The sequence below is a fragment of the Flavobacterium sp. genome, from assembly GCF_035760125.1.
Classification (GTDB): domain Bacteria; phylum Bacteroidota; class Bacteroidia; order Flavobacteriales; family Flavobacteriaceae; genus Flavobacterium.
In genome coordinates this window covers 1-19,812 of sequence record NZ_DASTTN010000017.1, presented here as the reverse complement: position 1 = coordinate 19,812, position 19,812 = coordinate 1, and the positions used below count along the sequence as shown (strand labels likewise).

At 34.5% G+C, this 19,812-nt stretch carries 20 protein-coding genes; 9 read left to right on the top strand and 11 right to left on the bottom strand.

The features are described 5' to 3' along the window. The 3 genes from sufB to sufD form a co-directional block, all read left to right on the top strand. A partial coding sequence (gene sufB / locus VFS71_RS00750) for a Fe-S cluster assembly protein SufB (protein ID WP_326398767.1) occupies nucleotides 1-1,139 on the top strand: 1,139 nt, incomplete at its 5' end. 53 nt (nucleotides 1,140-1,192) lie between these two features. After that, on the top strand, nucleotides 1,193-1,939 hold the full coding sequence (sufC, locus tag VFS71_RS00745) for a Fe-S cluster assembly ATPase SufC (RefSeq protein ID WP_326398766.1): 747 nt from the start codon (nucleotides 1,193-1,195) through the stop codon (nucleotides 1,937-1,939). Between the two features lies 1 nt (nucleotide 1,940). Continuing rightward, complete coding sequence (gene sufD / locus VFS71_RS00740) at nucleotides 1,941-3,257, top strand: Fe-S cluster assembly protein SufD (RefSeq protein WP_326398764.1); 1,317 nt, start codon at nucleotides 1,941-1,943, stop codon at nucleotides 3,255-3,257. A 104-nt stretch (nucleotides 3,258-3,361) separates the two neighbouring features. Here the strand turns inward: sufD and VFS71_RS00735 are convergent, their stop codons facing one another. Next, a complete protein-coding gene (locus tag VFS71_RS00735; protein ID WP_326398763.1) occupies nucleotides 3,362-4,708 on the bottom strand; it encodes a serine hydrolase in 1,347 nt (448 codons plus the stop codon). 185 nt (nucleotides 4,709-4,893) lie between these two features. Here VFS71_RS00735 and VFS71_RS00730 point away from each other — a divergent pair, with 185 nt between their 5' ends. The 6 genes from VFS71_RS00730 (at nucleotide 4,894) to VFS71_RS00705 (ending at nucleotide 8,896) form a co-directional block, all read left to right on the top strand. Beyond that, entirely contained in the window at nucleotides 4,894-6,108 is a 1,215-nt protein-coding gene (locus VFS71_RS00730) for a cysteine desulfurase (protein WP_326398762.1), read from the top strand. Between the two features lie 11 nt (nucleotides 6,109-6,119). Further along, on the top strand, nucleotides 6,120-6,551 hold the full coding sequence (locus tag VFS71_RS00725) for a hypothetical protein (RefSeq protein ID WP_326398761.1): 432 nt from the start codon (nucleotides 6,120-6,122) through the stop codon (nucleotides 6,549-6,551). Continuing rightward, nucleotides 6,548-6,973, top strand: coding sequence for a SufE family protein (locus tag VFS71_RS00720; protein WP_326398759.1), 426 nt, complete (start codon nucleotides 6,548-6,550; stop codon nucleotides 6,971-6,973). Before VFS71_RS00725 ends, VFS71_RS00720 begins: the two co-directional genes overlap by 4 nt. A gap of 4 nt (nucleotides 6,974-6,977) precedes the next feature. Further along, a complete protein-coding gene (locus VFS71_RS00715) occupies nucleotides 6,978-7,301 on the top strand; it encodes an SUF system Fe-S cluster assembly protein (protein ID WP_035640545.1) in 324 nt (107 codons plus the stop codon). An 82-nt stretch (nucleotides 7,302-7,383) separates the two neighbouring features. Continuing rightward, nucleotides 7,384-7,893, top strand: coding sequence for a DUF2480 family protein (locus tag VFS71_RS00710; protein WP_326398757.1), 510 nt, complete (start codon nucleotides 7,384-7,386; stop codon nucleotides 7,891-7,893). 73 nt (nucleotides 7,894-7,966) lie between these two features. After that, nucleotides 7,967-8,896, top strand: coding sequence for a DUF3078 domain-containing protein (locus VFS71_RS00705; protein ID WP_326398756.1), 930 nt, complete (start codon nucleotides 7,967-7,969; stop codon nucleotides 8,894-8,896). 45 nt (nucleotides 8,897-8,941) lie between these two features. Here VFS71_RS00705 and hflX read toward each other — a convergent pair whose 3' ends face one another. The 10 genes from hflX to VFS71_RS20230 form a co-directional block, all read right to left on the bottom strand. Beyond that, nucleotides 8,942-10,183 (bottom strand): GTPase HflX, encoded by a 1,242-nt coding sequence (gene hflX / locus VFS71_RS00700; RefSeq protein ID WP_326398754.1) that lies wholly within the window; start codon nucleotides 10,181-10,183, stop codon nucleotides 8,942-8,944. Nucleotides 10,184-10,487: 304 nt separating this feature from the next. Next, on the bottom strand, nucleotides 10,488-11,249 hold the full coding sequence (locus VFS71_RS00695) for a Bax inhibitor-1/YccA family protein (protein ID WP_326398752.1): 762 nt from the start codon (nucleotides 11,247-11,249) through the stop codon (nucleotides 10,488-10,490). 68 nt (nucleotides 11,250-11,317) lie between these two features. Continuing rightward, entirely contained in the window at nucleotides 11,318-12,802 is a 1,485-nt protein-coding gene (locus VFS71_RS00690) for a murein hydrolase activator EnvC family protein (RefSeq protein WP_326398750.1), read from the bottom strand. A 100-nt stretch (nucleotides 12,803-12,902) separates the two neighbouring features. Then, a complete protein-coding gene (locus VFS71_RS00685; protein ID WP_326398748.1) occupies nucleotides 12,903-14,135 on the bottom strand; it encodes a murein hydrolase activator EnvC family protein in 1,233 nt (410 codons plus the stop codon). Nucleotides 14,136-14,158: 23 nt separating this feature from the next. Further along, nucleotides 14,159-14,962 carry a DUF4292 domain-containing protein gene (locus VFS71_RS00680; RefSeq protein ID WP_326398747.1) on the bottom strand — a complete coding sequence of 268 codons (804 nt, stop codon included), beginning with the start codon at nucleotides 14,960-14,962 and terminating at the stop codon, nucleotides 14,159-14,161. Continuing rightward, on the bottom strand, nucleotides 14,962-16,314 hold the full coding sequence (locus tag VFS71_RS00675) for a tetratricopeptide repeat protein (RefSeq protein ID WP_326398746.1): 1,353 nt from the start codon (nucleotides 16,312-16,314) through the stop codon (nucleotides 14,962-14,964). The genes VFS71_RS00680 and VFS71_RS00675 overlap by 1 nt, the downstream gene beginning before the upstream one ends. A 129-nt stretch (nucleotides 16,315-16,443) precedes the next feature. After that, nucleotides 16,444-17,454, bottom strand: coding sequence for a sugar phosphate nucleotidyltransferase (locus VFS71_RS00670; protein WP_326398745.1), 1,011 nt, complete (start codon nucleotides 17,452-17,454; stop codon nucleotides 16,444-16,446). Between the two features lie 79 nt (nucleotides 17,455-17,533). Further along, the gene (gene dut / locus VFS71_RS00665; RefSeq protein WP_326398744.1) at nucleotides 17,534-17,968 is read right to left on the bottom strand and encodes a dUTP diphosphatase; all 435 of its coding nucleotides are present in this window, start codon (nucleotides 17,966-17,968) and stop codon (nucleotides 17,534-17,536) included. A gap of 115 nt (nucleotides 17,969-18,083) precedes the next feature. Beyond that, nucleotides 18,084-19,553 carry a lipopolysaccharide biosynthesis protein gene (locus VFS71_RS00660; RefSeq protein WP_326398743.1) on the bottom strand — a complete coding sequence of 490 codons (1,470 nt, stop codon included), beginning with the start codon at nucleotides 19,551-19,553 and terminating at the stop codon, nucleotides 18,084-18,086. A gap of 99 nt (nucleotides 19,554-19,652) precedes the next feature. Beyond that, nucleotides 19,653-19,812 (bottom strand): GNAT family N-acetyltransferase (locus VFS71_RS20230; RefSeq protein ID WP_414655973.1); only part of this gene is annotated, 160 nt, incomplete at its 5' end.

Here is a 19,812-nt window from a genome sequence, read left to right as displayed (position 1 = left end):
ATCCGGAACTTTTGGAGATGTACAAAAAATTAGGCATCTCTTTGGATGAGCAAAAAAAGATGAACAATATCGCTATGGATATCGTAGTTGACTCCGTTTCGGTAGCTACAACATTCAAAAAAACATTAGGCGAAAAAGGAATTATCTTCATGAGTATTTCCGAAGCCATCAAAGAACACCCAGAATTAGTTCGTAAATATCTTGGTACAGTTGTTCCTCAAAGAGACAACTTTTATGCTGCCTTAAATTCGGCTGTTTTCTCAGACGGATCTTTCTGTTATATCCCAAAAGGCGTTCGTTGCCCGATGGAACTATCTACATATTTTAGAATAAATCAGGCTGGAACCGGACAATTCGAAAGAACATTATTGGTTGCTGATGAAGGTAGTTATGTTTCTTACTTAGAAGGATGTACAGCTCCAACACGTGACGAGAATCAATTACATGCCGCTGTGGTAGAATTGATTGCCTTGGACGATGCTGAAATTAAATATTCTACTGTTCAAAACTGGTACCCTGGAAACAAAGAAGGTAAAGGTGGTGTTTTCAATTTTGTGACCAAAAGAGGATTCTGCGAGAAAAACGCGAAAATCTCTTGGACACAAGTAGAAACAGGATCTGCAATTACTTGGAAATATCCTTCAGTTATCTTAAAAGGAGACAACTCAATTGGAGAATTTTACTCCATTGCCGTTACCAATAATTACCAACAAGCCGATACCGGAACCAAAATGATTCATTTGGGTAAAAACACCAAATCAACCATTATTTCTAAAGGAATTTCTGCTGGAAAATCACAAAACAGTTATAGAGGTTTGGTTCAAATTGGTGCTAGAGCAGAAAATGCCAGAAACTTTTCACAATGTGATTCACTGTTAATGGGAAATCATTGTGGTGCACATACTTTCCCTTATATCGAAAGCAAAAATCCAACAGCAAAAGTGGAACATGAAGCTACAACCAGTAAAATTGGTGAAGATCAAGTTTTCTATTGCAACCAACGTGGAATCCCAACCGAAAAAGCAATTGCTCTTATCGTGAACGGTTTCAGCAAAGATGTGTTGAATAAATTACCGATGGAGTTTGCCGTGGAAGCACAAAAATTATTGGAAATTTCGTTAGAAGGTTCCGTAGGATAGTTTTCTGTTCTAAAAAATACTTAATAATCTTAATGGTTTAAAATACAAAAACAATGTTAAGCATAAAAAATTTACATGCCTCAATAGGTGACAAAGAAATATTAAAAGGGATAAACCTTGAAGTAAATGCAGGAGAAGTTCATGCTATAATGGGACCAAACGGTGCTGGGAAAAGTACACTTTCGGCTATTATTGCTGGAAACGAAAATTATGAAGTAACCGATGGACAAATCTTTTTGGACGGTGAAGATCTTGCAGATCTTGCGCCAGAAGAAAGAGCACACAAAGGTGTTTTCCTTTCGTTCCAATATCCAGTGGAAATTCCGGGAGTTTCAGTGACCAACTTCATGAGAACGGCTATCAACGAAACACGCAAAGCAAACGGTCAGGAAGAAATGCCAGCCAATGAAATGCTAAAAGTAATTCGTGAAAAATCAGAATTATTGGAAATCGACAGAAAGTTTCTTTCTCGTTCCCTTAATGAAGGTTTCTCAGGTGGTGAGAAAAAAAGAAATGAAATTTTTCAAATGGCGATGTTGGATCCAAAACTTGCTATCCTTGACGAAACCGATTCTGGTCTTGACATCGATGCATTAAGAATTGTTGCCAATGGTGTAAATAAATTGAAAAGCGATAAAAATGCTGTCATTGTAATTACTCACTACCAAAGATTATTGGATTATATCGTTCCGGATTTTGTTCACGTTCTTCACAACGGAAAAATTGTAAAATCAGGCGGAGCAGAATTAGCACACGAGCTAGAAGAAAAAGGATACGACTGGATTAAAGGAGAAAACTAAGATGGAGCTTAAAGAAAAATTACTATCGTCTTTTATGGCTTTTGAAGAACGTGTGGATGTTCATTCCGAACTTCACAATGTTCGTACAGCAGCTATAAAAAACTTCGAAAATAAAGGATTTCCAACCAAAAAAGAAGAAAGTTGGAAATACACTTCGCTAAATGCTATCCTAAAAAATGACTTTAGCGTTTTCCCGAAAACAGAAAATGCTATCCAATATAGCGATGTAAAAAAATATTTTTTACACGAAATAGACACTTACAAAGTAGTTTTTGTAGACGGTGTTTTTAGTTCGCATTTATCTTCAACTACTCACGACGGTATCGATGTTTGCTTAATGTCATCGGCATTAAATAAACCAAAATACAAAATGATTATTGACACTTACTTCAACAAGATAGCCAGTAAAGATGAAAGTTTGACTTCCTTGAATACGGCTTTCGCCAATGAAGGAGCCTATATCAATATTCCAAAAAGCAAAGTTGCTGACAAACCTATCGAGATCATGTATTTCTCTACAGGAAGCGAAACCGCCCTTTTGGTTCAACCTAGAAACTTGGTTATTGTCGGTGAAAACTCACATGTACAAATCATAGAACGTCATCAAAGTTTGAACGAAAATCCAGTTTTAACTAATTCGGTTACCGAGATTTTTGCTCAAAAGAGAGCCATTGTAGATTATTACAAAATTCAAAATGACAATCTGGAAGCCAATTTGATTGACAACACTTATGTTTCCCAAAAACAAGAAAGTCACGTTTCTGTTCATACTTTCTCTTTTGGAGGAAACCTAACCAGAAACAATTTGAATTTCTACCACTTTGGAGAAAGATTGACTAGTACCTTAAACGGAATCACGATTATTGGCGAAACTCAACACGTTGATCATTATACATTGGTAAACCACGCAACGCCAAATTGTGAAAGTTTTCAAGATTACAAAGGAATTTTCACTGACCGCTCCACAGGTGTTTTTAATGGTAAAGTATATGTGGAAAGAGAAGCCCAAAAAACAAATGCTTTCCAAAAAAGCAATAACATTCTTTTGAGCGATAAAGCAACCATTAACGCCAAACCGCAATTGGAAATCTTTGCTGATGACGTAAAATGTTCACACGGTTGTACTATTGGTCAACTAGACGAAACTGCTATGTTCTATATGCAACAACGCGGAATTCCTAAAAAAGAAGCCAAAGCATTATTGATGTACGCTTTCTCGAATGCTGTTATCGAAAATATAAAAATACCGGAACTAAAACAACGAATCACCAAAATCATCGCTATGAAATTGGGCGTTAAAATTGGATTTGATTTGTAGTTTTTAACCGTAGGGTTCACTAAGATTTACGCAAAGAGCGCAAAGTATAAATACAATACTTTGCGCTCTTTACACTTTTTACCTTATCTGCTTTGTGATTAAAATTACTTCGTCACACTCAACACAATTCCACTCAACAACCCATTAAAATCAAATTGAGGTTCTTCTGTCAAACCCATTCTTACAATTACCAAATCCATCGACGGAATGATAGCTACCATTTGGCCTTGAAAACCACTGCAATAATACAAATCTCTGGGAGCATCTGGGAAATGGTCTCCTGCATTGAGCCAAAATTGTGCTCCATATCTTCCGTGTGAAGTATCTGTGGGAGTCGAAACATACTTTGCCCAACTGGGATCAAATAATTGTTCTCCGTTCCAATTGCCATTGTGCAAATACAACAAACCTAATTTCGACCAATCTCTTGTTGTTGCCCAACCATAAGACGATCCGACATAATTCCCCGCCATATCTGTTTCTACAAGCATTGAATGCATCCCGATTTTATCAATCAATGCCGAATACCAAAAATCTAAGTATTCTTGGTGTGTCTTGAACTGCTTCCGCAAAATTCCCGAAAGCAAATTGGTTGTTCCAGAAGAATAATTCCAATGTGTGTTTGGTTTGAAAATGGATTGCTTTATTAATTGTGATCGGGTCATATCTTCGGATTGAAAAAGCATCTTTGTTGCATCACAGATTCTGTCATAATATTCATCCCATTTCAAACCCGAATTCATATGCAATAAATCATTGGTCGTAATGTTTTTTCGCTCGTCATTTTGCCATTCGGCAATGGGAGCAGGTTTGTAGATGTCAAATCTTCTTTGTTTTTCAAGTATTCCAAAAAGTGTTCCCGTAATACTCTTGGTCATGGACCAACCTAGAATAACATTGTTTTTCGTAAACCCATCAGCATATTTCTCGGCAATGATTTTATCTTTATAAATAACCAAAACTGAGCGTGTTCTTTTATAATTATATCCTTTGGCATCAAATGCATTGGCAACAACCCGATTCAATTTGGTATAATTCACATTTTCAAAAACCGTGTCATTGGGTTCTATTTCTCCATAAGGGAAAGGAAGTTTACTATTTGATTTTGTCCTTTTGGGAGTTTCATACGGTTTAGTAACATCAAAATCATCATTGATTAATGTTGATCCCAAACCTGCTCTATAAATTGCTTTTCTGTTTTTTAAACCTAAAACATTCGCTGTTGCAAATTTCCCTGATTCATCAATTTCATTGGTGGCCCAACCTAACACATCAAAATCATTGTCGTTTTTTTCAATGAGATCTAGTGAACGGTTGTCAATAAAATGTCCGGAAGCAACGCTTTTTGCAGAAAATCCAGATATCAATTCTAACTTAGGATAATTGGTAAAACCTAAATAAACCAAAAACAGAAAAAAGAAAAAAATGCCTATTTTAAAATATTTGCTCATAATGAAAGATAATTACGCCAATTTAGGAAAAAAAGGAACACTAACTTCAAACAATTAAATTCCATTTCACTTTAAGTAATATCACTCTACACTTTCGTACTATTTTTACAATTATTAACTATTGTTTCTTAGAAAACTAAATCTATTGTATTACTTTTGTATTTAGAAAAATTCTAAATAAAGCAATGTTAGATATTCAGAAAATAAGAGCCGACTTTCCTATTCTTTCACAAAAAGTAAACGGAAAGCCTTTAGTATATTTCGATAACGGAGCCACTTCACAAAAACCGCAAGTGGTTATTGATGCAATTGAAAAGTATTATCAAGAAATAAATGCAAATATTCATAGAGGAGTTCATACATTAAGCCAGTTGGCGACAGATGCCTATGAAGTTTCCCGTGCAAAAGTCCAGAATCACATCAATGCTAAATTCCTTCACGAAGTACTTTTTACTTCGGGGACTACTTTTGGTATCAACTTAGTGGCCAATGGATTTGCTTCCATTCTAAAACCAGGTGATGAAGTATTGGTTTCAGCATTGGAACACCACAGCAATATTGTGCCTTGGCAAATGTTGTGTGAAAAAACAGGAGCTACTCTGAAAGTCATTCCGATGAATGAAAATGGGGAATTGATAATAAGTGAATACGATAAATTACTTTCGTCAAAAACCAAAATTGTAACGGTAAACCATATTTCGAATGCGCTGGGAACTATCAATCCTATCAAGTATATGATTGACAAAGCACATGAAGTTGGAGCAGCAATTTTGATTGATGGTGCACAAGCTGTACCGCATTTAAAACCTGACGTTCAGGCTTTGGATTGTGATTTCTATGTTTTTTCTGGACATAAAATGTGTGGTCCAACAGGGACAGGGATTTTATACGGAAAAGAAGCTTGGTTGAATAAATTACCTCCGTATCAAGGTGGTGGTGAAATGATTAAAGAGGTTACTTTTGAAAAAACCACTTATGCCGACTTACCACATAAATTTGAAGCAGGAACACCAAATATCGCTGGCGGAATTGTTTTGGGAACCGCTATTGATTATATGAATGAAATTGGTTTTGAAAACATTCAGAAACAAGAACTGGAATTATTGGATCACGCCACAAAGCGATTATTGGAAATAGAAGGTTTGCGAATTTTTGGTACTTCTGAAGCAAAAACTTCGGTGGTCTCATTTAACATTGATGGTATTCATCCGTATGACATTGGAACCATCATTGACAAATTGGGAATCGCCGTAAGAACGGGTCACCATTGTGCACAACCGATTATGAATTTCTTTGGTATTCCGGGAACAATTAGAGCCTCATTTTCTTTTTACAATACCAAAGAAGAAATTGACACATTGGTCGAAGCAGTAAAAAAAGCACAAATGATGCTATCTTAAAATAAAAAAATATGAAAATTGTAGCACTCTTGTTTTTGACACTAATTCTTGGAAAAAACTGCCAAAGCCAAAATAATATGGATTTGAGTACAGCTAAAATTGAATACACCGCCAACTCAAGAGGATTGTATAATAACACCGTTATAGAAAATAAAACAGTGTCCGTTACCAAAACAAGAGACGGAAAACCTCTTTCAAACTCTCTCACTGATGCCGAATTGAACACTTTAATAAGTGAATTTCAAAAAGTGAATTTGGAAGAAATTCCGAGTCTAAAAGCTCCTACCGAAAAACGGTTTCATGATGGAGCAGCAATGGCTAATTTAAAAATAACATATAAGGGGAAAACATATGAGAGTCAGACTTTCGACAATGGATATCCTCCTGATAAAATAAAGAACTTAGTAAACACAATACTATCCTTTTCAAAAAAAGTAGAATGACAATAAAAGAAATACAAAACGAAATCATAGATGAATTCTCAATGTTTGACGACTGGATGCAGCGTTATGAATACATTATTGATTTAGGAAAAAATCTTCCTTTAATTAAAGAAGAATACAAAACAGATAATAACCTAATCAAGGGATGTCAATCCAAAGTATGGTTACAAGGAGAGCAAAACGGAGAAACCATTGTCTTTACTGCCGATAGTGATGCGATTTTGACCAAAGGAATAATCGCTATTTTGATTCGTGCTTTTTCAAACCAAAAAGCAATTGACATATTAAACGCAGATACCGATTTTATTGACGAAATAGGTTTGAAAGAACATCTTTCGCCAACCAGAGCTAATGGTTTGGTTTCGATGATAAAAAATATTAAAATGTATGCTTTGGCATTTGATGCCCAGAAAAAAAATTAAAATTATGGAACAAGAAATAAACACCGAAGAATTAGGAGAATCAATCGTAAAAAAATTGAAAACTATTTATGACCCAGAAATTCCTGTAGATATTTACGAATTGGGGTTGATTTACGATGTAATGGTTAATACCGATTATGAAGTAAAAATATTAATGACCCTTACTTCTCCAAACTGTCCAGTAGCAGAGAGTTTACCTAGAGAAGTAGAGGAAAAAGTAAAATCAATCGAGCACATAAAAGATGCTGAAGTAGAAATCACTTTTGACCCACCATGGAGCAAAGATTTGATGAGCGAAGAAGCAAAATTAGAATTAGGAATGTTGTAAAAATTCAGTCATAAAGTTGAAAGTTATAAAGTCATAAAGTTGTGACCTTATGACTTTCGGCATTCGACTTTAAGACAAAAATATGGAAGAAATAATCAATAAAGTCGCGAGTAGTGTTCTGGAAGTTTTCGATCTTGAAGACTATTATCCAGCAGGGATTCGCGTGCAAATCGATATTTCACAATGGCTTTTTGAAGGTTTTTTGTTAAAAGAAAAAGACTTTAGAGAACAGTTAAACAATCAGGACTGGTCACAATATCAAGGCCAATATGTTGCTGTTTCATGTGGTACTGATGCCATTATCCCGAAGTGGGCCATAATCTTGGTCACAATGCATTTGGCTCCCTATGCCAAGAAAATTGTAAATGGCTATATGGAAGATTTAGACTCGGCCTTGTACGAAGAATTACTTCCTAAAATCGATTATAGCACTTATCAGAACAAACCTGTTATCATAAAAGGCTGCTCGAGAAAACCTGTTCCTATGAGAGCTTATGTTTTGGCGGCACAATACCTGCAACCTTACGCCAGAAGTATAATGTATGGAGAAGCTTGTTCGGCTGTCCCTTTATACAAATCGTCTAAAAAATAAAATTTTTTTAACCAGTTGAATTCTAGCTGTTTAATCTTTTCATTATATTTGTATTAGAACTAATACTCTTACAATGAAAAAAATCATACTGTTAGTCTGTCTGCTCCCCCTTTCAACTCTTCTACGCGCACAATCTTCTGAAAAAGATTTAATAAAAAAAACACAAGATGCAGCCAAAACCATAGATGACACAATCCCGAATGGTTGGAAGTCAAATGGGAAAGTTACATTTCTTTTTAACCAAGCAAACTTTAATAACTGGATTGCCGGAGGTGAAAATAGCTTTTCCGGCAACTTGGGATTAGATTATAAAATCGATTATAAAAAAGACGATTATACATGGGAAAACAGGATCCTGGCTTCCTATGGTTTATTGCAAACACAAAATTCCAATTTTGAAAAGAAAACAGATGATCAGATCGAAATAAATTCGATTGCCGCCAAAAAGACAAAAGGATATTGGTATTATTCGTTTTTAGTGAATTTTAGAACCCAATTCACCAAAGGATATTTATATACCAAAGATGCAAATGGTGCCGAAATAAGGGAAGAACACACCAATTTTATGTCACCTGGATATTTACTGTTTGGGCCAGGAATGTATTGGAAAAAGACCGACAATTTTAAGCTTAATTTTGCTCCTTTGACCTCCAAACTCACTTTTGTGGACAGTCGTTATACATCGATTCCTGGTTATGTGGATGGTGATTATTTTGGGGTAGATGCCAATAAAAGTATGTTGTATCAACTTGGTTTCAATGCAACAGCTTATTATAAATTCACAATAATGGAAAACGTTACTGCCGAAAACCTTTTGAATTTATATTCCAATTATTTGAAAGACCCACAAAATATCGACATCAATTACGACTTGATTATAGTAATGAAAATCAATAAAATATTATCGGCGAATCTAAATTTTCAAGCCATTTATGATGATGATGCCTTTGCCGGTTTCCAAACCAAAGAAGTATTTGGTGTCGGGCTGAATTATAATTTTTAAGACAAATAAAAAGACCTTTTAACAATTGCTAAAAGGTCTTTTTGTTTATTCATTATCTTCTTTCTCCTCCTTCTCCACGGCATCTTTATAATCTGGATATAAAAATTTATTGTATGGAAAACGGGTAATGTGTATTTGTCGAACAGCTTCATAAACACGCTCTCTAAATTCTTCAAAATTCTCTTTTTGAGTAGCTGAAATAAACAAAGCATTCTGCTCTCCTAATCGGTGCATCCATGTCTGTTTCCACTCTTCAAGTGTAAAATGTCTTGGAGTTTTTTCAGTCATTAAATCATCTTCGTCAATTGTCAAATGTTTATAGGCATCAATTTTATTGAAAACCATTATAACCGGTTTATTATTGGCTTTAATATCCAACAATGTTTGGTTTACCGACTCGATATGATCTTCAAATTCAGGATGCGAAATATCAACAATATGTAATAATAAATCAGCTTCACGAACTTCATCCAATGTACTCTTGAACGAATCTACTAATTGAGTTGGTAATTTTCTAATAAATCCAACGGTATCCGAAAGCAAGAAAGGTAAATTTTTGATAACCACTTTTCGAACAGTGGTGTCTAATGTTGCAAAAAGTTTGTTTTCCACAAATACATCGCTTTTCCCGATAGCATTCATCAAAGTCGATTTTCCAACATTGGTATAACCCACCAAAGCAACACGAACCATAGCACCTCGATTACTGCGTTGCACTCCCATTTGTTTATCTATGGTTTTAATCTTCTCTTTCAATAACGAGATACGATCACGTACGATACGTCTATCTGTTTCTATCTCGGTTTCTCCAGGTCCACGCATTCCGATACCTCCTTTTTGACGTTCCAAGTGTGTCCACATTCCGGAAAGTCTCGGTAATAAATATTGGCATTGTGCCAGTTCCACCTGAGTTCTGGCATAAGAGGTTTCGGCTCTTTGAGCAAAAATATCAAGAATAAGATTGGTACGATCCAGTATTTTGCAATCAATTAATTTAGAAATATTCTTTTGCTGGGAGGGTGATAATTCATCATCAAATATCAAAGTCGATATATCATTCTCTTTTACAAAAAGACAAATTTCTTCTAGTTTACCAGTCCCAACGAAAGTCTTAGGATTGGGACGTTCCATTTTTTGCGAAAAACGTTTCACTACTTCACCACCTGCGGTAAATGTCAAAAACTCCAATTCATCAAGATATTCATTGAGTTTCTCTTCACTTTGGTTTTGGGTAACAATACCAACAATAGCTGTTTTTTCGAAATTTATTGTTTCTTTTTCTAACATGTCTTTAAATAAGAATGCAAATTTAATGATTTGATGGCTATAATCCCTTTTTATGCCATTATAAAATAATCACTAAAAATCGGAGTTCGATTATTAGTTTCTTCTTTTTGGAGAATGATGGCAAAAAAACAAAATGCCTCCCTTTAGCCCCGATTGAAGCGGCATCCTTTATGTTTTTTCTTTAAAAACATAAAGATATAGCGGAAAGCGAGAGAATATTGTCAAAAACACCAAGTGTTTCTGCTTCAAAAAAAATACCCCTCATCTCTGAAGGGTATCATTATATAAAATAATTGTTGAATAATTATTTTTTGGACAATTTGGAAAGCAATCTCAAAAATTCAATATACAACCACACTAAAGTTATCATTAAACCCATTGCTCCGTACCATTCCATGAATTTTGGCATTTTTTGCTCAACTCCTTTTTCTATTCTGTCAAAATCCAAGAACAAGTTTAATGCTGCAATTACAATCACAAATACACTAATACCAATACTCATCATAGAGTTTCCATAATGTACAGGCGTAAAACTAGTAAACATTGAGAACAACCAAGAAATTAAATAATAAGTAGCAATTGCACACGTCGCAGCAACAACAACCGATTTGAATTGCTCAGTTACTTTTACAATTTTATATTTATACAACCCTAGACAAACAGCAAAAGTGACAAAAGTCGCACCTACAGCTTGTGTTACAATTCCAGGGTACTGGACTTCAAAAATAGCTGAAACTCCACCAATGAACAACCCTTCAAAAAGCGCATAACCTGGTGCCAAATAAGGAGAATATTGAGGTTTGAATGCCGAGATTACAACCAAAATTAATCCAACGATCGCACCTCCAAATGCTGGGACTATTGGGTTCATCCCATTAAAAGTAGCCCACCAAATTACCGTTGCCGAAGCAGTAAGCAATAAAAAAAGAATTAAACTTCTATTGATTGTACCTGCCAAAGTCATGTCTTGATTCTCATCAATAACTGTGGCTTGATGCACGTCATCTTTTCTTGAAACTGCAGTTGAAAATGTTTTGTTGTTTAAAAAAGGGTTATTCGAATTCATAGTTTTCAAATTTAAGTTTTATCAAATATAAATTATATTCTTTAGAAGAATGTTTAAATTTTATTAATTTATTTTCCCGCCAGCCATGATCTCGGGTTGGTGTAGGTTGTATTTTGGGTAATCGCAAATTTCAATATTGTTTTCCCGTCGCCATTGGTTTTTATTTTTCCTAAACTTTGTCTTATGCTCACGTTATCTCCTTTAGTGACATTCACGGAGCTCAAGTTTTGATATATGGTAAAAAAATCTCCATGTTGTAACATTACCAATTTATTCACGGGTGAAATAATGATAACGCTCGTTACAATTCCTGCAAAAACGGCTCTGGCACTGGCACCTGAATCCGTAGTGAATTCCAATCCACTGTTGTGGATTTGAAGTTCTTTATACACCGGATGGAATTGATCACCATAACCCAAAGAGATAAATCCTCTTTCGACCGGCCAAGGCAATTTTCCTTTATTCGCTTTAAAATTATTCGAATCCACTTTATCTTTAGGTGACAAATCCATTTTTGTGGTTGAAACAGCTACGGCGGGGTGGGCCACTGATGTCTCCTTCGCAACGACTGGCACTTCCTGAGCAATGGCTTTTTCAACTTCCTTTGGAATCGGAATGGGTTTTGGTTTTGGTTTCGAATTCGCTTTTGCTTGTGCTGCAGCTAATGCATTGGCTTTCTCAATTTCTTTTTTCTTTTCTAATGCTTTGGCTTTTTCTAAGGCGATGGCTTTGGCTGCTGCTTCTGCTTTGGCTTTTGCAATTGCGACGGCTTTAGCCTTTTCTTTTGCTATTTTTTCCGCTTTTTCCCTAGCCGCTTTTCTATTGGCTTCGGCAATAGCTTCACGAATTAATTTGTCGATTTTTTTATCTATTGTTTTAGCCTCTTGCTGCTTTTTCTTGATCGCAGCTATGATTTTCTTTTTGTCTTTCTTTAAAGACTCAACCAGTTTTAATTGTTCCTGCTTTTCTTTTTCCAAAGACAATCGCTCCTTATCATTTTCGGCTATAAGTATTTCTTTGGCACTTTTTTGAACATCCAATTTGGCATTAAACGTATAAAGCACGTTTGACTTGTGTTGTATTTCAATTCCTTGATTGCGTCTATAATTCGTATATTGCTTCATATACTGTGCTCTTTTATAGGCCTGTAAAAAACTTTCCGATGACAACAAAAACATCGCTCGACTTTCTTCCGAGCGGCTTTTATAGGATTGGATAATCATTTTGGCATAGTCCTCTTTGAGCAATTGTAGTTCCTTTTCTAATTTTGCTATTTGAGCTTGATTGGCTACAATTGAATTTCCTAGAAGTGAAGTTTGCTTTTCGGTAGTTGCAATTAATTCTTCCTTAAGTTTGATTTTATTGCTTTGCAAAACAATCGCTTTAGTCGCTGTTGTTTCTTTCTTCTTTACCGTTTGAAGTTTGGTTTCGTTTTCACGAATCTCTTGTTGAATTTTAACTTTACGCTCTTCTAATTTTTTTTGCTGATTGTCTTGACTCCAAAGTGAAGCCGTTGTAATTATAAAAATAAAACTCAGAAAATATTTTAACATCGCAAATTATATAAGGTGCAAACTTAATGAATGATTTTATTAAAAAACAGCACTAATTTATTTTCAAAAATAAATTAGTGCTGTTTTGTTCTTACAAAAACTACATATTATACAACCAAGATGCTGGGTTGTTGTAGGTTGTATTTTGTGAAATAGTGAACTTCAAGATTGTTTTTCCTTCTCCATTGGTTCTTATTTTCCCCAGACTTTGTTTGATATTTACTTTTTCTCCTTTGCTCACAAAAACAGAACTTAAATTTTGATATACCGTGAAGCAATCTCCATGCTGAATCATTACAGCTTTATTCACAGGAGACAGAACAATAACACTGGTCACTTCACCACCAAAAACTGCTCTCGCATTTGAACCTTGCTCTGTCGTGATTTCTACTCCACTATTGTGCACCACAAGACTTGGATAAACAGGATGCGGTTGATCCCCAAACGGAAGAGACACAAAACCTTTTTCAACAGGCCAAGGTAATTTTCCTCTATTAGCCCTAAAATTATCTGCCAGTATTTTAGATTCAGCAGTTAGCACAATTTTTGACGAAGTGTAAGCTGCTACTGGAGCATTTGGATTTTCACTTGCTGCTTTTCTATTTGCTGCGGCAATGGCTTCGCGAATTAAGCGATCGATTTGACGGTCGATTGCTCTTGATTCCTGTTGCTTTCTTTTAATTTCGGCTGTGATTTTTTTCTTATCTTTTTTGATTGAATTCACCAACTTCTGTTGTTCTCTTTTTTCTTTTTCAAGAGATAATTTTTCTTTGGTATTTTCAGCTAATAATTTCTTTTTGGCTGCTTTTTGGATATTTAGTTTTTCATTATACCCTAAAAGCTCATCCGTTTTGGATTTGATTTCTTCACCCTGCATTTTTCTATAACTCGTATATTGTTTCATATACTGAGCTCTTTTGTAGGCTTGTAAAAAGTTCTCTGATGACAATAAAAACATCGCTCTACTTTGCTCAGATCTACTTTTGTAAGACTTGACAATCATCTTGGCATAATCTTCTTTAAGAATAACCAATTCTCTATTCAATTTATTGATTTTCATTTGATTGATATACATGTCATTACTAAGAATCTTAGTCTGTTTCTCAGTAGTATGAATCAATTTTTCTTTCAATTTTATTTTATTGCTTTGCAAAATAATCACATTAACGGCGGATTTTTCTTTTTTCTTCACCGATTGCAATAATTTTTCATTGTCCAAAATTTCCTGTTGAATTTCGGCTTTACGCTTTTCTAGTTTTTCTTGTTGCGATTCCTGCCCCCAGATTACTGAGGTAGTGCATAAAAAAAACAGGCCTAAGAGAAATTTTCGCATCTTACAATTATATTTGTTCAAATTTACTTAATTAAAATCCTTTTATAACCATTTGGAACACTATATGGAAAAGTAAGTTCTTCATTTATGGTTATAGTGTTGTATCCTAAATTAATTTCCGTTTTGCCTTTTTCCTGTTCGGCATTAATGGCAATATCTGATGGAATTTGGGACTCATTATACATTTTATAATCCGAATAAGAAACTTCGATCTTTCTGTTTTCGGCAATTTGGGCAATCTCTTGTTTGTTTAACAGAAATTTATCTTTGTCTAAAAAGAAATACTTCTTGGTGTTGTCATTCGAAACATTTTCCAATCGATACGTCTGGTCAACTAACGAATCTTTGTAATTCCCTTTGGTTAAATCATCCATTGCTTGACCAACTAAGATATTTTGCACTTTATCAAAATCCAAATCTGTGCCTAACCATTTGCTCAATGTACTAAAATCACCTTCAAAATAACTAGCATTCAGCTTCTCATAATAACTTACTGTAGTTGGCGTTATCAAGGCTTTGGCCATAGTAATCCCCAGAAAACGAATGCTTACCAAAATTTGTTCGTTCTTTTTAATTTTAATTTCCGCCGTTAAATTTTGAGTTTGTTTTTCATCACTATACTTTACATTGGATTTTATGTATAGTGTCTTAAAATCGTTTTTGTTGGCATAGTGATTTTTAATAATTCGCTCTGCTGTCATGCGATTTGTATCTGTACTTTTACTCTCATTCACCACTTTTGCCTTTGCTTTACAGGACACCAATGTCAGTGAACTGCCCAAGCAAACCATAAAAACAAAAAGTACTCTTACTAGAAATCGATTCATTATTTTTTTTCTTTTAATAATTGATTGGCTTTATTGAAATATAATTCTTTTTTGGAGGCGTCACCTAATCCGTTATAGGCTTCTCCGAGCTGTATATTGAAATTGATTTCTAAATTTTTATTTTCCACTACATAATCTAAACCCATTTCCAGAATGTCTTTCGCTTTCTTGAACAATTGCAACTGATTATTGGCCATACCTGCATAATAATAAAACTGTGGTTCTGCAGGATAAGTATCAATCATTGCCATTGATTTTTTGACTACGGGTTCAAACTGTTTGAGTTCGGTATTGGCTTCAAGCCAAAGCAAATTGGTCTCCAAATCAATTTCTGAACTATTTTTCTGTGATAGATCATAATATTTAATTGCCTTTTCCCATTGCTTTTTATTATGATAAAACTTGCCTATTTCCTTGGCTACATTTATGGATGGATCATTTTTAAAATAGCCGATTGCATTATCCAAATCAGTTACAAACTGTGGATTGGCATTGGTAAAAAGTAAAAATTCATTCAGGATTCGGTGTTTTATTTTGGAATCAATTTTAGAACTAGCCAAAACCATATTCATTGATTTTACTGCATTGGCACCATCGTTATTATCGAGATAATTTTTGAACAAACTCACTTGTGCCCAAACCGACTCAGGAATTTCTTTTTCTAATTTCTTAGCAACTTCCATTACTTTATCTTCATCATTATTGTTTGAATATAGGAATATCAAAGCAATATAATTGGATTCTTCTTTTGGATTTTTATCAATCTGCGCTTTTAAATTGTCAATCTCCGAATTTTGATATTTCCCTTCAGATAAGATTTCCATTTTATACATTTCTCTTCTTTCCGTTTTTCCAACCTTTTCGTTCAACTCATTAATTAACGCTAAAGCCTTGTCGTGTTGTTTGGTTACCATATAAAGAGAAACCAAATCTTCTTTATATTCTGCATCGAAAGGAATAATTTTATTAACAAAGATTATGGCTTGATTGAAATCTTTGGTTTCATAACACACATCATAAAGTCCTACCCAAAACCATTTATTGTTGGGGTCAATTTGAGTGGCATGCTCATAAGAGGAATAAGCATTCTTATAATCTTTGGAATATTGGTAATTCTTCCCCATTTCGAAATAAATCGTAGCATCATTGGGTTTCAATTTTAAACATTGTTCCAATGCTACCAGCGATTTATCGTAATTTTCTATGCTTTTTTGAAAAATAGATTCGTAGAAAAAATCTTGAAATTTGTCCCCTTCCATTTTAATTTCCTCAGGTTCTGTTTGCGCCAATACCGTAACAGTATTGCTTAGCAAAACAGAAAAAGCGAATATGAAAGTCCATTTTTTTTTCATCGAAAAGAAGTCTTTGGGAACAAAATCAATAGTTTTGTTCTCCTTTGCAAAATAAATTAAAAAAACAACAAAGCAGCATAATAAAAACTTAAATAATGCTGCTTGATATTTTTAAATATATGCTTTAAATTATTCCAGAACCGAATAATCGCCAATGCTTACATTCGTAAATTTTCCATCAAAACTAGCATGATTTCCAATCATTGCATTGTCTAAACTGGCATTTTTTATATGTGAATGCGTTTGTACCAAACTGTTTTGAATAGTGCTGTTTTGTACATGACAGGCATCTCCTAATGATACATTTGGCCCAACAGTAGCGTTAATTAAAATTACATTCTCTCCAATATAGCAAGGCGGAATAATAGTTGAATTTTCCAATTTTACACTTTCATCAACCAAATTGATTCCGTCACTATGAAGAAATCCTAACATTCTGGAATTGGTTTCTACAGTAACATCTTTGTTACCGCAATCCATCCATTCATCTACTTTTCCTGGAACAAATTTCATGCCTTTTGCCATCATTTGTTTTATTCCGTCATTAATTTGATATTCTCCGCCGTGAATGATGTTATTATCCAATACCAATTGAAGTTCATTTCTTAAAACACCAATATCTTTAAAATAGTAAATTCCGATAACGGCAAGATCCGAAACAAATTCTTTTGGTTTTTCCACCAATTCGATTATTTCATTTGCTTCATTTAAGTTTACCACACCAAAAGCTTCCGGTTGATCTACTTGTTTTACCCAAATAACACTGTCGGCATCTTTATCCAAGTCAAAATTAGCGCGAATTAAAGTATCGGCATAAGCAATAACGGCTGGTCCGCTCAAAGAATCTTTGGCACACATAATGGCGTGACCCGTTCCAAGTGCCTCATTCTGATAATAAATAGTTCCTTTGGCTCCTAACTTTTGGGCAATTGCAATTAAATCTTCTTCAACTTTTGTTCCAAAACTTTCATGAATGATGAAAGCAATTTCTTCAATATCTTGGTTTAAAACTCCAGCGATATCTTCTACCAAACGGTGAACAATTGGTTTTCCAGCAACTGGGATTAAAGGTTTAGGAATGGTTAATGTATGTGGGCGAAGACGTGATCCACGTCCAGCCATTGGTACGATTATTTTCATTTTGGTTGGTTATTTTAAATTAAAGATTTAAAATTTTATAGAACTTTTAAATTGTTTAATTTTTGAATTATTAATGTTTTTATTTAACTCCTGTACTTCCAAATCCTCCTGCACCTCTTGAAGTTTCGGTTAATTCCTGTACTTCAATCCAATCGGCTCGTTCGTGTTTGGCGATGATAAGTTGGGCAATTCGTTCTCCATTTTCGATAACAAATGAATCATTGGATAAATTTACTAAAATTACTCCTATTTCGCCTCTATAATCAGCATCGACTGTTCCGGGAGCATTAAGAACGGTGATGCCATTTTTAGCTGCTAATCCGCTTCTTGGTCGCACTTGGGCCTCATAACCTATTGGCAATTCTATGAAAAGACCTGTTTTTACTATGGTTCTTTCCAAGGGTTGCAAGGTTATTGATTGAGTTAAATTTGCCCTTAAATCCATTCCCGCAGAAGCAATGGTTTCGTAATTTGGCAATGCATGCTGTGATTTGTTGATGATATTTATTGTCATTATTTTTTAATATAAAATATGTTGATTACGGAATGCCCTAGCCCTGATAATAGTGGAAATCCTTGTTGGCCGGGGTTCGGCCAGCAAGATTGCAACGGATAGCAGGAAATAGCTCCTAATTTTTAGTTGGACGTTTTAAAATTCGTAAAAGTGTTTCTTTTTCGTTGTAATAGATAAAACCCATAAATATTGCCAAAAGTGATATCCCGATAAAATAATTCCCGCTAAAACCATAAAACGAAATGCATGAAAAACCAGTAGATAGAGTAAGGTATCCTACTATTTTTCTCTTGTCGTAAGGTATTGGATAATATTTATTCCCGAGATAATATGAAATGAACATCATGCTTCCATAAGCTGAAATGGTAGCAATCGCCGAACCATAATAGCTGTATTTTGGGATCAATAAATAGTTCAATACCAAGGTTACCACTGCACCAACTATGGAAATATAGGCTCCAACATAAGTTTTATCGATCAGTTTATACCAAACAGAAAGATTGGTGTAAATTCCTAAGAAAAAATTAGCCAAAATAATAAGTGGAACCACTTTCATTGCCTCCCAATAAGAGGAATTAGGAATCATAACTTGTTTCAAAAGATCGGCAAATACGATTACGGACAATAAAATAAAGGATCCGAAAATGACAAAATATTTGGTAACTGTCGCATAAGTTTGTTGTGCATTTTCATCCGAAGCATGGCTAAAAAAGAAAGGCTCAATCCCTAGGGTATAAGCAGTTCTATACAAGACCATAAAAAGCCCCAATTTATAACAGGCCGAATATACTCCTACTTGTTCCGCCGCAATATTGGCAGGTAATAATTTACCTAAAAGGATTTTGTCAAACTGTTCGTTAATCGCAAAGGCTATTCCGGCAACCATAATAGGCAATCCATAACGCATCATTCGTTTCCAAAGTTCGTAATCGAATTTCCATTTTATTGTAAAATAGTCCGGAAACAGCACCACAAAAGTTAGAAAACTGGCTATGATGTTGGCAAGAAAAATATAACCAATCTGGAAATTTTCAATATAAACGGAACTAAGAAAACTATCGGGTTGTGACACCGAAATGCTTGGTAAATAGAGTAAAAAGAACAAATTGAACGATAGATTGACTACTACATTTCCAATTTTGATCAAAGCATAAAATTTTGGTCTTTGATTGGCTCTCAACTTAGAAAAAGGGACAATAACTAAAGCATCCAATGCTAAAATCCAAATGGAATAGGTGATGTATTGTGTATCGACTCCAGACCAAAGTGCTAAAGAATTTCGAAACATTAACGCTATAAAAACAAAAAAAATTGTAGACCAGAAAATGGAAACAGTAGTCGTTTCGACCACGCTTTCCTTGTTTTTCTCAGAATTATAAAATCTAAAAAAAGCGGTTTCCATACCATAAGCAAGAATGACATTAAAAAAAATCATCCAAGCAAAAATTATGGAAACTTTACCGTACTCAGCCTGAGGTAATAGTCCCGTATATAGTGGCACCAGCAAAAAGCTGAACATCCTTGGTACTACTGTGGCAAGTCCGTATATGGCCGTTTGTTTAAAAAGCTTTTTATATAATCCCAAAATTAATTTTCTGTTAATTATTATAAAACAAAAATAACCAATTCTTTGGTTACTTTTAATGTTTTGTAGCTGAATAAAGTTTCAAAAATGAAATTGCAATTATGTTAATCCCTCTTCGTTTAGCATTTTTAAAAAATGAAAGCCCCTTGGTTCATACCCTTGATTATAATAAAAACGATGGGCAGTAAAATTACCAGTGAAAGCATCCAAAACAATAGCGGTACATCCTTCAGCTCTGGCTTTTACATCAATATAGTCA